The following is a 14,335-nucleotide window of genomic DNA, read 5'->3' on the forward strand; positions in this document are numbered from 1 at the left end:
TTATTAAGTAGTTTTTTTAATAAATTTAGTCTTCATCACATACCATAGTGCACCTGTTATAAATATAGAAGAAAATGCTCCTCCGATAATCCCCACCATCAATGGAGATGCAAATTCACGAACAGAAGATACTCCCATAATAAATAATGCTGCTATGGTAATGAATGTTGTTAAGTTGGTATAGATACTTCTTGAAAGTGTCTGCGTAATACATTGATTAACCAGCTCAGCTAATGATTCATTTTTCTTAACTGTCTTTATGTTTTCACGGATTCGGTCAAAAATAACAATTGTTGAGTTAATGGAATAACCTACTATCGTCAACATACAAGCTACAAAAGTATTTCCAACCGGAACACGGGCAATTGCATAAAATGCAAATACAACAAATACATCAATTAGCAAGGCTAATACAGCACTCGTTGCAAACCGGATATCCTTAAATCTGAACCATATATAAAGAAGCATACAGAATGTTGCCCCCAACACGGCCCATAAAGCATCGTATCTCATTTCTGAACTAACGGTAGAACTTATACTTTCTGCTGTTATCAGATTTTTATCTACTTTAAAATTTTTAACTAATAATTCAGTTAATTGTTCTCTTTCTTTCACATTCAGCTCACGTGTCTTAATAATAACCTGATTTCCACCGGCTACCTTCTGAGGCACAACATTGCCGTCTTTCGTTACTTGTTCCACTACCGGTATGACTTTTGCATCAATTTCATCAATAGTATAATCTTCTTTAAAGGTTACGTTGGTTGAAGTACCTCCCATGAAATCTAAACTGTAATTAAGTTCTCTTTTATCTTGAGAGCTGTTAATACCCATTGTAACAAATCCACCTATAATTACCAAGGCTGCCAAGGCAAAGCTAAGTTTTCTTTTACCTAAGAAATTAATAACTTTTCTTTCTTTTTGTACTCCATAATATTTCGCATCCTGCAATCCTATTGCATACAGAGCATTTAAAATCAATTTCGTAATGACTAATGCTGAAAACATTGATAATACAACACCAATTGCTAATGTCTGTGCAAAACCTTTTACACTTCCATACCCTTTTATGTTCAATACAAAAGCTGCGATTAAAGTTGTAATATTTCCATCTAGGATTGCAGATAAGGCTTTATGGAATCCAGATTGAATCGCAGAATTTACAGACTTACCAGATGCCAATTCTTCTCTGATTCTTGCAAAGATAATAACATTTGCATCCACTGCCATACCAATGGATAAAACGATACCAGCGATACCTGGTAAAGTAAGTGTAATATTAAAAGCATTTAACGTAATAAGAATTAATAATGTATATATAATCAAAGCAATAGAAGCAGCAAAGCCGGGTACTAAGTATACCGCACACATAAATACCGCTACTAATGCTAAACCAACTATACCGGCTTTTACACTGGTAGAAACAGCTTGTTCACCCAATTGAGCTCCTACTACATTCGAACGTAATTCTTTCAATTCTAAAGATAAAGAACCGATACGTATTTGGCTTGCAAGATTATCAGCCGCTTCGAAACTTTCCATTCCAGTAATCTGACATTGACCGTTTGTTATCGCAGATTCTACTGTCGGAGCACTGATAACTTCTTTGTCATAAACAATTGCAATTCTCTTTCCAAGATTGGCTGAAGTTACATCGGCAAACTTTGCTGCTCCATCTTTATTAAGTTTTAAATCAACAACATATTCAGAATTTCCCATATTATTATTTGCGGTACCAGCCGTTGCAGAATCTACCTGATTACCTGTCATTATTACTGTACCGTCTTCTAACTGGAACTCTAACGAACCCGGTTTTCCAAGTTCCTCTAAAATTGCATTCGCATCTGTCTTTCCCGGAATCTCAATATTAATTCTATTATTTCCTTCCTGATAAACGGAAGACTCCGTACTATAGCCCTCAACACGTTTTTGCAATTTGTAAATCGTATCGTCCATATCAGATTGAGACGGAGTTACACCTTCCACCTGATATGTAATACTTACACCGCCGGAAAGGTCTAGTCCTAATTTTATGTTCTTCGCTGCACCTGTTCCGGTAGGTCCCATACCTTTGATTGCTACAAAACCAAAAAATAGAATTACGATTGCTGCAAGAGCAAGAATTAAGCGTCCCCTATTCTTCTTCATATTACTTTCATCCTTTCTGTCTATACCTTATTCTTTATTCTGCCTGGGCAACTTTCAGCATAATGGCGCATTCGATTCGTTTCCTCTGCAACTCACATCCTATATCATAGGCATCTGTAATTGTACCATGAAAATGAAACGAATTCGCTGCACAGCCGCCACTGCAGTAAAACTTAGCAAAACAATCCTTGCATTTATCCTTTGCGTATACGTTACAAAGCTTAAATTCATCTCTAATATCCGTCTTTGTCACACCTTCATATACATTCCCCATCAGAAACTGTTCTTCCCCAACAAATTGATGACAAGGATACAAATCACCCCAAGGTGTAACTGCCAGATACTCTGTTCCGGAACCACATCCTGATAATCTTTTTGCAACACATGGTCCACCTTCTAAATCTATCATAAAATGAAAGAAATTGAAAGACTTTCCTTCTTTATTTCTCTTTAACATTTCAGCTGCCAATGAATCATATTCTTCTAAAAGCCTGTTTACATCCTCTTCTTGTATCGCATATGCTTCCTGTTCTGGTGCGACCACCGGTTCAACTGAAATCTGTTTAAAACCTAAATCTGCTAAATGCAGTACATCTTTTGAAAAATCAAGATTATGATGTGTAAATGTCCCTCGAACATAATATTCTGTCTGGTTGCGGCTGTCTGCCAGCTTTTGGAACTTAGGTACTATAAGAGCATAACTGCCTGTCCCATTACGGAACGGACGCATTTTATCATTCACTTCTTTTCTTCCGTCAATACTAAGTACCACATTTGCCATTTCCTTATTTGCAAATTCCATAATATCATCGTTTAATAAAATTCCATTCGTCGTTAGGGTAAATCGAAAATTCTTATTATAAATTTTTTCCTGCTCTCTTCCATATTTTACGAGATCCTTTACAACTTGAAAATTCATTAATGGTTCTCCGCCAAAAAAATCTACTTCAAGATTTCTTCTATTACCGGAATTTTGGATTAAAAAATCTAATGCTTTTTTCCCAATTTCAAAACTCATTAATTCTCTTCTTCCATGATATTCTCCTTCTTCTGCAAAACAATATCTGCAGGCCAGATTACAATCATGTGCAATATGAAGACATAATGCTTTTACTACGGTCTCCCTCTTCTTAAAATCCATTATGTAGTCTTGATAAATATCTTCTGTATAAAGCAGACCTTCTTTTTCCAACTCTTTAATCTCTTCAAAGGCCTCTTTCAATGCATCTTCCTGATACTTATTTTTCAATTGATCTGCAATTTCATCAAATGAACTTTCTTTCGCTAGCGGTATCATATCATAAACAATATCATCTACTACATGTACAGCTCCACTATTTACATCTAAAACAATGTTGTAACCATTACTTTTATATTGATGTACCACGACAATTTCTCCTTTCAAAATTCTATACAAATAAGTTACAGCTCAGCTATGTCATTCATAATGTGCCAGAATATATAAATTTACCATTTTTTACTAATGGGCTGGCACATTATTCATGTAGGGCGTCCGCCCTATAGAAATGATTATACAAACTGTCCTTAGAGTGCAAGCACTCACGGTCAGTTTGTACAATCATTTCTGCATGGCTGAACTGTTGCACAAATAATAAGCAGCGACTCTGTCGCTGCTTATAAAACGCTTAATGAATCCTTCTTATTTGTTCTCACAGCTTTGATTTCCTACTGTACAGGAAGTTTTACAAGCTGATTGACAAGAAGTCTGACATTCACCGCATCCGCCTTTTTTTATTGTATTCTGTAATCTTTTTGTATTTAATGTTTTTATATGCTTCATGTCTTCCAAATCCTCCTAAGTTCTCTAATTAATGGACATTATAACATATCTTATTATGAAAAGAAAGTCCTTTTTTACTTCTGATCAGCTGACCATACCGCCAAGCATACCGGAACCTACACACATCACAAATGTAGTTACAATTTCTTTTAAATCTCCATCTAATCCACGGTTTATACAGTAGGAAGCTGCTACTAATATACCAAAATAAGCGCCGCCCAACATCAGGCCCCATAAGAATTTTTGACTCTTTGAACTCTTACCCATAGCAAACCCGGCAACAAATCCGGCAAAAATGTAAATAGCCATAATTCCTACTGTAACCTGTCCTTCTCTTAATTCCATTTTAAATAATAATGCAGTTAAGACAATCAACAAAATCCCTGTTACTATGTATGCAAGAAATAATGCTTTAAATACCATGGATAATCTTGATTTGTTTTTTTCTACTTTCTCCATGTCTACCTCCTTAATATACATTCCTACTTGCACTATATTCAACTAATAATTGCAAAATGCATAAAAATAAAGTAATTTTTCTTGGAGAAAGAGTTTTCTAAAAGAGGATATCTCTATTGCTCTAGGGTTATCCTCTTTTATTCTATCCTTCAACGATTAACGACTAATGTATCATATCCAAAATCTTTTAATCTGCTTTGTAATTCTACTGCTGAATCCAAAGTATTTCCGTCCAATACCCATACTTTATAAAAAGGTTCCTGGTATACAACTTCTGCATTAAAGCCTTGATTCATAACCTGTTCTACCAAAAATTGAGCATTCCCGAGATTCTGGAACAGACCAATCTGTACTCCATAGATTGGCGTAGAGCCCATTTGAATCGTATCACTAATTGCTTTTGCTATCCCATCTGCAATTTCATCAAATTTCTCATCAAACAATTTATTATCTATATCTGAATCAATGTATCCAACTTCTGATAAAATAGACGGCATCTTACTTCTTCGAAGAACGATTAGATCCGGTCTCTCATTAATACCTAGATTCTTAAATCCTACTTTTTCTAATTCTTGATTAACTTTTTTCGCCATTTCTGCTTTAATTCCTGATTCATCATATACTAAGGTTTCAACACCGGAATAAACATTATCTTCAGGATACGAATTTCTGTGTATCGCTATAAAATAATCTGCATTACTGTTATTTGCAATCTGCGCTCTTTCAAATGGAGAAAGATAAATATCTGAAATTCTTGTATATAAAACCTCATACCCCATATTACTCAAGACTTCTCCAACCTTAAGCGCTAAATTCAGATTATCTTCTTTCTCTTGACGATCGTTATAAGTTGCTCCAGTATCAAATCCCCCATGCCCTGCGTCTAATACTAATTTGGCCATAAAAAACTCAAATGCTCCTTTTACATCTTTACAATAAAATATGCAAAAATGGTAAAATGGTACTTGAGAATCATTTTAGAAACTTCATGAATCTATCAAAATCTCCTCTGCCTTTATGGGTACATTTAAATACTCCGGAATGTTCTAATCCGATAATAAAAGTCCTTCCAATCTCACTTTTTAATATATCTTGTATATCCTCTGATTTAATATCCGGATACTTATTCAAAATATTCTGAGCCCACTCTGCATGTTTTTTTAATAATTCATGAGAACTAAAATCTTTATCCTCGCGTATATATTCCTCCAACAGTTTCATTTCATCTCTTAGTCTGGAAGGTAAGATAGCTACTCCCATAACTTCTATCAAACCAATGTTTTCTTTCTTGATATGATGGATTTCTTCATGTGGATGATACAGCCCCATAGGATGCTCTTTTGTAGTAATATTATTTCTAAGAGCTAGATCCAACTCAAACATATCTTTCTTTTTTCTAGCAATTGGAGTTATTGTATTATGTCTTTCACCATTTGTACTTGCATAAATACCAGCACTTTCATCTGTATATTCTTTCCACTTTTCCAATATATAATTTCCTAATTCAATTAGTTCTTCTTCACTTTTTGAACGAAGTCGTATGACAGAAAGAGGCCAATTTAAAATTCCTACTTCAACATTTGAAAATTTCTCGATCGTATATCTTTTTTCAATAGAAGCCTTAGCCATAGGGAATTCATGATTCCCTCCTTGAAAATGATCATGACTTAAAATAGAGCCACCTACTATTGGCAGATCACTATTGGAGCCAATGAAATAATGTGGAAAGTATTTAATAAAATCAAATAGCTTAACAAATGTATCTCTATTTATTTTCATAGGAACATGTTCCCCATTAAATACGATACAATGTTCATTATAATAAACATAAGGAGAATATTGAAATCCCCATTTGTCGTTCTTTATAGTTATCGGTATAATACGATGATTCTGTCTGGCAGGATGATTCAAACGACCTTCATATCCTTCGTTTTCCATACATAACTGACATTTTGGATATGTACTTTTGTTCATTTGCAGAGCTTTTGCAATAGCTTTTGGATCTTTTTCCGGCTTAGAAAGGTTAATGGTAATCTCAATTTGTCCATATTGACTCGGTACCTTCCATTTAATATCCTTTTCAATTCGGTCTCTTCGAATGTAATTGGTATCCTGGCTGAACTTATAATAAAAATCGGTTGCTTCTTTCGGAGATATCTTATATTTATCCCAAAAAGTTTTTATTATTTCACTTGGTCTTCCTGTCAAACATCCCATCAGTTTGGTATCAAATAAATCCCGGCTCACGATTCCCATATCTTGTATCAGTTTTCTTTCGTAAGCAATTTGAATACACTCATCTAAAACAGAAGGCAGATCTATATTATGATACTCTTCTTCGGGTTCTTGATACTCTTGTTCTTGAAACAATTCTAACAAACGGTTTTGAGTATAAATCTTATCTTCTATAGAAATCAATTGGTTTTCCAATCCATATTGTACTAATTTTTTTATTGCTATATAGAGTCTCATAACTATCATCCTTCCTCTTAATAATTTAAAGTTCGGTTGGCCCTCCGCCTACATCTACTGTATAAAAATCTGCACGATAACCAACTGTTTCAAAATATTTCGTTCCTACTTTTTCTATAAACGTATCCACTGCTTGATTTTCTACGATATTAACTGTACATCCGCCAAATCCTGCTCCCGTCATACGTGCACCTACGACTCCTTCTATTTCCCATGCTGATTGAACCAATGTATCTAATTCTATACCTGTAACTTCATAATCATCTCTTAAGGAAATGTGAGATTCTTTCATTAATCTTCCAAACTCTTTTATATCTCTGGCTTTTAATGCATTTACTGCTCTAAGAGTTCTTTGATTTTCATAAACAGCATGACGAGCTCTTTTCCGGCATATCGGATCCTTTATATATTCCTTGACTTCTTCAAATTCTTCTTCCGTAAGGGAACCAAGACTATCTGCCTTTTTAACTCTCTGAATATCTATTAGCGCCTTTTCACATTCTTCTCTTCTTTTATTATATTGAGATTCTCCCAACCCTCTTTTCTTATTGCTGCATGCAATAACGATCTTTGAGTTTTCTAATTTAAATGGCAGATATTCAAAAGACAAGTTATTTGTATTTAAAAATATAGCATTATCTTTTTTCCCCATTGCACACGCGAACTGATCCATAATACCACAATTGACACCATTAAATTTATTCTCCGCATATTGAGCCAAATGTGCAATCTGAGCTAATGTAATAGAACATCCGTATAAATTCTTACAAGCATAACCTGTTAAAACTTCAACCGATGCGGAAGATGAAAGGCCGGAACCATTCGGTATATTACCCCAGATATACATATCAAATCCGGTCTCAATTTTGAAACCTTTTTCATTTAATGCCCATAAAACTCCTTTGGGATAATTCGTCCATAACGCTTCCTTCTTGTATAGTAAATCTTCTAACGAAGACTCTATTATTCCAAATTCTGCAAAGTTTCCTGAAAAAAAGCGAAGTTTATTATCATCACGTTTTTTTACTGCTGCATAAGTACCAATGTTTAATGCACACGGAAAAACATGTCCTCCATTATAGTCTGTATGCTCTCCTATCAAATTTACTCTTCCTGGAGCAAAAAATAAACGAATTCCCTCCTCTTCTTTAAAAATATTTTTAAATTCCCGAATTAATTTTTCCTTCATTTTTTCCCCTTCTTTCTTTATATGTTTTACTTTTCTTGTTTTATAACAGCTTTTATGTTTTTATTATATCATATCTAATAATTTTGTAAAGTTATATTGTAAAAAAGCAATAGGAAAATTTAAATTTGATAGTTTATTAGAATAATTATTTATGTTATAAAATACTCTATATCAATAGTTAAATTAATGAGAAAACAATAATGTTATTTATAATATTAATTTTTAGCTTTATTCTTATAATTAAGTCTTCGGATATGCTAATTGATGGAGCTGCAGAATTAGCTTACTATTTAAGAATTTCTCCATTAGTAATTGGTTTGACAGTAGTAGCCTTTGGAACCAGTGCCCCAGAAGCTGCCATTAATATAATTGCTTCTCTACATGATAAGAGCGATATTACACTCGGGAATATCATTGGAAGCAATATAACAAACATTGGAATCGTAATAGGTATTGCCGGATTAATTTTTACGGTTAAATCAGACTGGTCTGCAATTCGTATTGATATTCCATACGCTTTTATGAGTAGTACAATATTTGGCCTTCTTGTCTTAGATGGGCTATCAAAAAGTGACGGTTTGATTTTAGGAATCCTCCTTTTTTTATATTTAAATTATTTATGGTTATTAAGCAAATCAAGTTGTAAAAAAATGGAAGATAATAAGAAGAAGGAAATAAAAATACATAGAATTTTCATTAACTTACTCATAGGCATTGTCGGTGTAGTATTAGGAGGACGTTTAGTATTAAATTCCAGTGTCGAAATTGCCAAAATTCTTGGTTTTAGCGAAGCATTTATTGGCTTGACAGTTGTTTCATTTGGAACCTCATTACCTGAGTTAGCCACATGTTTAGTTGCTTGTTATAAGAAAGAAGACAGTATTGCAGTTGGTAATATTATAGGCAGTAATATATTTAATATTTTATTTATACTTTCAATTTCTTCTATTATTACACCAATTACGTTTAATTCAAAATTTATGATTGACTTAGTTGTTATGATTATATTAACTTTATTTTTATTTGTTTTTTGTTATACTCAGAAAAAAGTTTCACGAATTGAAGGGTTTATATTAACTTCTTTATATATAATTTATATTTCTTATATTTATCTTCGTAGATAATTTGTATATGATAAAAATGGCACTGGATTCTAATCAACCAGTGCCATTTAGTAATTATTCAATATTTTATTTGTTATCATATATTATTTTCATTTCTATATTTTGCGGATAATCTCCAAATGCATCTCCGAAAATATTAACTCCTCCAATATGTTTTGCATCTTCTTTGATACCAATCCGTACAGAAACATATGGTTCTTGAGCCAGATGATAAACTTCTAATTTATTATCAGAAACTTTTTTTCCATCAATGAAACTTCCCTGATTGTTTATTTCCCATTTCTTCAACTTCCCATATTGAGTATTCTTTGAAGGCCACCAATCCGGGTTCAATTTCCCGCGTCTTCCTCCAAAGTCACTGGGACAATTCCATGTAGCAACTTCTAAATCATTCACAAATAAAGTGATATCAGAGGGACAATCCATATCATAATCTGCAGTTTCAGAACATAATTCTGCTGATATTTCTACAGATTCTACTTCATTATTTTGGAAGGAATAATTAGGAAATCGATATTCTACATAACCATTCCCAAACCAAATCAACTTCGCAGCTATACGATTGGGATTGTAAAAACATCGTGGTTCATCCTCTTCGTCGATATGCCCTGTTTCACTTACAATACCACAAGTTGGCTCTACCTTATAATCAACGAAATTTCCAATAGGCATGCTAAATATTTCTTCATGAGATTCTTTTTCACAGCCTAATTCAATACTTAATTTGTCAACTTTTTTATGACATAACTTTTTCGATCCTCGTACACCCGGTAAAAGTTCTGTATAAATCAACCCCGCTTCTTCTAATACTTTCACGTGCAAAGCTGTAGTCGATGCAGGAATATGAAGCTTCTCTGCAATTTCATTAACATTAAATATAGCAGTGTTTAATAATCTTAGAATCTTTAATCTCTCAGGTGATGACAAAGCTTTTCCTATTCTTGTCAATTCTTTCTCTTTATATAAATTTAATTTTTTATTTAGTCCTTTTTCCATCTCTTTTCCCATTACATTCAATTGTCATTTTTTATTTAACTTTATTCTATCATAGTGAAAATGTTAGTCAAGTTTTTCTTTCTTTACCATGAATAACCTGATACAATAGTATCGAAACAAATAATGATAAATACTAGATAAAGGAGTCTGCATTATGTATCATTTTATAATAAATTTAAAAGCACGTTCCGGTCGCGGAAAACAAATTTGGTTCTTAGTGGAAAAAACTTTGAAAGAAAAAGGAATTCCTTATTGTTCTTATTTTACAAAATATCCTTCTCATGCGTCGGAACTTGCGAAACAGCTTTCTTTACATACAGAACCAAGAAATATAATTGCGGTCGGCGGAGATGGTACTGTGAATGAGGTAATTAATGGATTAATACCAAATGATAATATAACACTTGGTTATATTCCAGCAGGATCCAGTAATGATTTAGCAAGAAGCCTTTCAATTTCTCCTCTTCCATTGAATGCATTAGAGACTATTTTGAATTCCAAAAATATATTACTTCATGATATAGGAAAATTAGAATGTAATGAACTAAAAAGAAATTTTATGGTTAGCTGTGGTATTGGCTTTGATGCAGCTATTTGTCACGAAGCCATGACTTCTAAAATAAAAAAGGTTTTTAATAAACTTAAATTGGGCAAATTAACTTATGTAGGAATAGCTTTAAAGCAGCTTCTGTTTTATCAACCACAATATGGAACCATTACTTTAGATAATATGAAAAAATTTGAATTTTCTAACATATTATTTATATCGATACAAAATCATAAATATGAAGGAGGTGGATTTATGTTTTGCCCGGATGCTAAAGCAGTTGATCAAATACTAGACGTTTGTATCATTGAAAATATCCCTAAATTGAAAATTTTATCTTTGCTTCCATCTGCGTTTAAAGGAAATCATATAAAACATCGCGGAGTACATGTTATGAAAGGACGTCAGATAGAAATTCAAATGGAAAAACCACTTGCTGTTCATGTAGATGGGGAACCTTGTGGAATGCAGAATTCTATAAATATATCATGTAATCCTAAGAAAATACAATTTCTTACGAATTAATTAATTTTATATTAATTATATTAAAAAATCTCTTACTTATTTATAAATATAGGTTGTTTATTAAAACGTGTTATGATATAGTTAAAAAACAAAAAATGAAAGGTCTAATTTTTATGATTAAGTCAATATTTCAAAAATATAAACATGCATTTTTGCTCCTATATGGATTTGTTTATTTTCCTTGGTTTCTTTATAACGAAAAAATATCTCTAGAAAAATATCATATTATTTATGTACCAATTGATGATAAAATTCCTTTTATTGATTTTTTCATACTTCCATATCTCTTATGGTTTGTATATGTAGCAGGAACAATGGCATATTTCTTTTTTAAAGACGTAAAAGGATTCTATAAATTATGCTTCTTCTTATTTTCAGGTATGACTTTATTTTTGATTATTTCTACCATATATCCAAATGGTCAGAATTTACGTCCTAGCGAATTTGCCAATGAAAATATATTCACTATGCTGATACAGAAAGTATATACAGCAGATGGGCCGGTTAATATTTTTCCAAGTATCCACACTTACAATTCTATAGGTGCACATATAGCAATTGCTCGAAACGAAACTTTAAAAAAATATAAAGGACTTCAGATTGGTTCATTTATTCTGATGATTAGTATCGTTTGTTCAACAGTATTTATTAAACAACACTCTATACTTGACTTAATTGCTTCGATTGTGCTTTCTATTGTTGTTTATCAAATTGTATATGGTAATGCTTTGGATTTCTTACGTGTGAAATCTACCCGTGAACCAGATCGTGTTTAAATTATATATTTAGATCTACAATTTATAGTAGAACGAGGAAACAGCCTGTCCTTACCAGCTAATTCTGGTATGGAAAGGCTGTTTTTTAATTAAATCCAAAAAACTTCTGGCATAACTTATAGGCTGCTACTGAAACCGTTCTTCCACTTTTACCGGGTAAATTTAAGGTTCTGCCTATAATACTGGTTCTTAGTTTATAATATAACCAGGGATCTGTTGTTTTGATATAATTCCATAATTCCTTTTTCTTATCAAAATTTTCACTGGTTCCTGATCGAATCAACATAATTGAAGATATACTTGTTACAATTTCCAAATAATTAAACATATACTTTTTTAACTTCCGATTTGCAATTTTTCTTAAATCAAATGATTGCAGCATAAGCTTATTTACTTTAATTTGCTGGTCTATCCTGCCTATCATTATATTTTCATTTACAGATTGATCATCTCGCCCAATAAAATATCGATAAAAATTCACATCCACATAATACAACGTTTTCACAAAAGGTAAGGGCTTATAAACGAACAGATTATCAACATAAAATGTATGTTTTGGTAATTCTAATTCACATTCCTGCAATAACTTTGTACGATAAATTACAGAATGCATCAATATATATTGCCCCTTGCGCAGTTGTCCTGCTTCTTCCCAGGAAAAAATTTGTTCTACTGGAAATGCCTTACGATAATGCATGACTTTCTTACGCTTCGCACCCTCTTTTTCGTAAACGAAATTACTGATCAACATATCAAGTGCAGGATTTTCACCTGCTTTCTCAGTTAAGACCTCTAATATTTTTTTATAGGCTTCCTCTTTTACCCAATCATCACTATCCACTACTTTAAAAAACAAACCAGTTGCATTACGTATTCCTGTATTAACGGCTTCTCCATGACCTCCGTTTTCCTGATGGATTGCTTTTACAATACCAGGATATCTGGCCTCATATTCGTCTGCAATCCGGGCGGTTCCATCTTTAGAACCATCATCTACAATTATAATTTCCACTTCTTCTCCACCAACAAGTAATGACTCAATACACTTTGTCATATATTGTTCCGAATTATAACATGGAACTGTAATTGATAATACTTTCATATCAATTCCTCCTATGATTTTTCTTTTGAATCATTCGCTTTGCCAGCTCAATAGCCTTTTCAACCATTGCATCAATATTATAATATTTAAATTCAGCAAGCCGGCCCAACAAATAAAAGTTATCCAAATCTTTAACAATCGAATTATATTGTTCGTAAATTTTTCTGCTTTCTTTATTTTCAATTGCATAATATGGAATTTCTTCTTGCATCCCAGTATATGCTTTTGGATATTCTTTTACAATGGTTGTACCTTTTATCATTTGTCCCGTTAAATGTTTAAATTCAGTAATCCTTGTAAAATCTTCATTTACAGTATAATTTACTACACTATTTTGCTGATAAAATTCTTGTTCATAATATTCAAACTTAAAATCCAAGGAACGATAAGGCAATGTACCAAATTTATAATTCAGCAACTCATCCAAAGCACCTGTATATACTAAATTTGCACCTTCACTTAAACTATCAAGACCAGTAAACCTTGTATTTAATTTCACCTCAATATTGGGATGATCCAGTATATTTTCAAACATTTTGGTATAGCCGTGTAAAGGCATTCCCTGATATTTATCTGCAAAATAGCGATTATCATATGAGATGACAATCGGCACTCTTGCTGTAACAGCCTCATCGATTTCTTCCGGATTCTTCCCCCATTGCTTCATTGTATAATATAGAAAAATATTCTTATAAACATAATCAGCAATCTCAACGATATCTTTGTCTTTATTTTTTCTTAATTCTAGAATGGGAACTCTTGACTCCATCCCATAGAATTGAATTAATTTTTTTTCTAATTTATTTGCTTTTTCTCTATTATATACTTTATATAACGTATTAAGATTAAAAGGTACCGGTATTAGTGTTCCCCAAATATTAGCTGCTACTTCATGTCCAAACAAATTCCACTCTGTAAACCTTGATAAATAGGAAAACACATCCTCATTATTGGTATGAAAGATATGAGGTCCGTATTGATGAATCCATATACCATGTTCATCCGCCCGATCATAACAATTCCCTCCAATATGATTCCGTTGTTCCAAAACTAAGACTTTTTGTCCATCCCCTTCTGCTAATTCTCTTGCTATAACAGAGCCCGCAATTCCTGCACCAGCTATAATCGTATCGTACATTTAATTTCTCCCATAATTTTCTACATTAACCACTATTATATAATGTTTACCAATTAAT

The 14,335-nt window shown here is 32.6% G+C and carries 13 protein-coding genes; 3 read left to right on the forward strand and 10 right to left on the reverse strand.

The features are described from left to right. Positions 1 to 3: 3 nt before the first annotated feature. The 7 genes from secD to DWV06_RS06875 form a co-directional block, all read right to left on the reverse strand. Positions 4 to 2,148 carry a protein translocase subunit SecD gene (gene secD, locus DWV06_RS06845; protein WP_115481437.1) on the reverse strand — a complete coding sequence of 715 codons (2,145 nt, stop codon included), beginning with the start codon at positions 2,146 to 2,148 and terminating at the stop codon, positions 4 to 6. Positions 2,149 to 2,182: 34 nt separating this feature from the next. Continuing rightward, positions 2,183 to 3,535 carry a thioether cross-link-forming SCIFF peptide maturase gene (gene scfB, locus DWV06_RS06850; RefSeq protein ID WP_115481438.1) on the reverse strand — a complete coding sequence of 451 codons (1,353 nt, stop codon included), beginning with the start codon at positions 3,533 to 3,535 and terminating at the stop codon, positions 2,183 to 2,185. 273 nt (positions 3,536 to 3,808) lie between these two features. Beyond that, a complete protein-coding gene (scfA, locus tag DWV06_RS06855) occupies positions 3,809 to 3,949 on the reverse strand; it encodes a six-cysteine ranthipeptide SCIFF (protein ID WP_115481439.1) in 141 nt (46 codons plus the stop codon). An 84-nt stretch (positions 3,950 to 4,033) separates the two neighbouring features. Next, positions 4,034 to 4,408, reverse strand: a complete 375-nt coding sequence (locus DWV06_RS06860) for a TIGR04086 family membrane protein (RefSeq protein WP_115481440.1) — start codon at positions 4,406 to 4,408, stop codon at positions 4,034 to 4,036. A gap of 149 nt (positions 4,409 to 4,557) precedes the next feature. Next, entirely contained in the window at positions 4,558 to 5,310 is a 753-nt protein-coding gene (locus tag DWV06_RS06865) for an N-acetylmuramoyl-L-alanine amidase (protein WP_115481441.1), read from the reverse strand. 70 nt (positions 5,311 to 5,380) lie between these two features. Continuing rightward, positions 5,381 to 6,880 (reverse strand): UDP-glucose--hexose-1-phosphate uridylyltransferase, encoded by a 1,500-nt coding sequence (galT, locus tag DWV06_RS06870; protein ID WP_115481514.1) that lies wholly within the window; start codon positions 6,878 to 6,880, stop codon positions 5,381 to 5,383. A gap of 25 nt (positions 6,881 to 6,905) precedes the next feature. Further along, complete coding sequence (locus tag DWV06_RS06875) at positions 6,906 to 8,069, reverse strand: galactokinase (protein ID WP_115481442.1); 1,164 nt, start codon at positions 8,067 to 8,069, stop codon at positions 6,906 to 6,908. A gap of 200 nt (positions 8,070 to 8,269) precedes the next feature. Between DWV06_RS06875 and DWV06_RS06880 the strand changes: the two genes are divergently transcribed. Beyond that, positions 8,270 to 9,193, forward strand: a complete 924-nt coding sequence (locus tag DWV06_RS06880; protein ID WP_115481443.1) for a calcium/sodium antiporter — start codon at positions 8,270 to 8,272, stop codon at positions 9,191 to 9,193. A gap of 66 nt (positions 9,194 to 9,259) precedes the next feature. On the opposite strand, the gene DWV06_RS06885 is transcribed toward DWV06_RS06880, so the two are convergent. Continuing rightward, the gene (locus tag DWV06_RS06885) at positions 9,260 to 10,189 is read right to left on the reverse strand and encodes an ArsR/SmtB family transcription factor (RefSeq protein ID WP_115481444.1); all 930 of its coding nucleotides are present in this window, start codon (positions 10,187 to 10,189) and stop codon (positions 9,260 to 9,262) included. Between the two features lie 154 nt (positions 10,190 to 10,343). On the opposite strand from DWV06_RS06885, the gene DWV06_RS06890 reads away from it, so the two are divergent. Both DWV06_RS06890 and DWV06_RS06895 read left to right on the forward strand, forming a co-directional pair. Then, positions 10,344 to 11,261: a diacylglycerol/lipid kinase family protein gene (locus tag DWV06_RS06890; RefSeq protein ID WP_115481445.1), complete on the forward strand. Its 918-nt coding sequence runs from the start codon at positions 10,344 to 10,346 to the stop codon at positions 11,259 to 11,261. A 95-nt stretch (positions 11,262 to 11,356) separates the two neighbouring features. Further along, a complete protein-coding gene (locus tag DWV06_RS06895; RefSeq protein ID WP_115481446.1) occupies positions 11,357 to 12,037 on the forward strand; it encodes a phosphatase PAP2 family protein in 681 nt (226 codons plus the stop codon). An 85-nt stretch (positions 12,038 to 12,122) separates the two neighbouring features. Here the strand turns inward: DWV06_RS06895 and DWV06_RS06900 are convergent, their stop codons facing one another. Together DWV06_RS06900 and glf are read right to left on the reverse strand one after the other, a co-directional pair. Beyond that, positions 12,123 to 13,139, reverse strand: a complete 1,017-nt coding sequence (locus DWV06_RS06900; protein ID WP_115481447.1) for a glycosyltransferase family 2 protein — start codon at positions 13,137 to 13,139, stop codon at positions 12,123 to 12,125. A 1-nt stretch (position 13,140) separates the two neighbouring features. Beyond that, positions 13,141 to 14,277 carry a UDP-galactopyranose mutase gene (gene glf / locus DWV06_RS06905; protein WP_115481448.1) on the reverse strand — a complete coding sequence of 379 codons (1,137 nt, stop codon included), beginning with the start codon at positions 14,275 to 14,277 and terminating at the stop codon, positions 13,141 to 13,143. Positions 14,278 to 14,335 lie beyond the last annotated feature (58 nt).

Origin of the sequence: Anaerosacchariphilus polymeriproducens (genome assembly GCF_003363435.1) — a bacterium.
In the GTDB taxonomy this organism is placed as follows: Bacteria; Bacillota; Clostridia; order Lachnospirales; family Lachnospiraceae; genus Anaerosacchariphilus; species Anaerosacchariphilus polymeriproducens.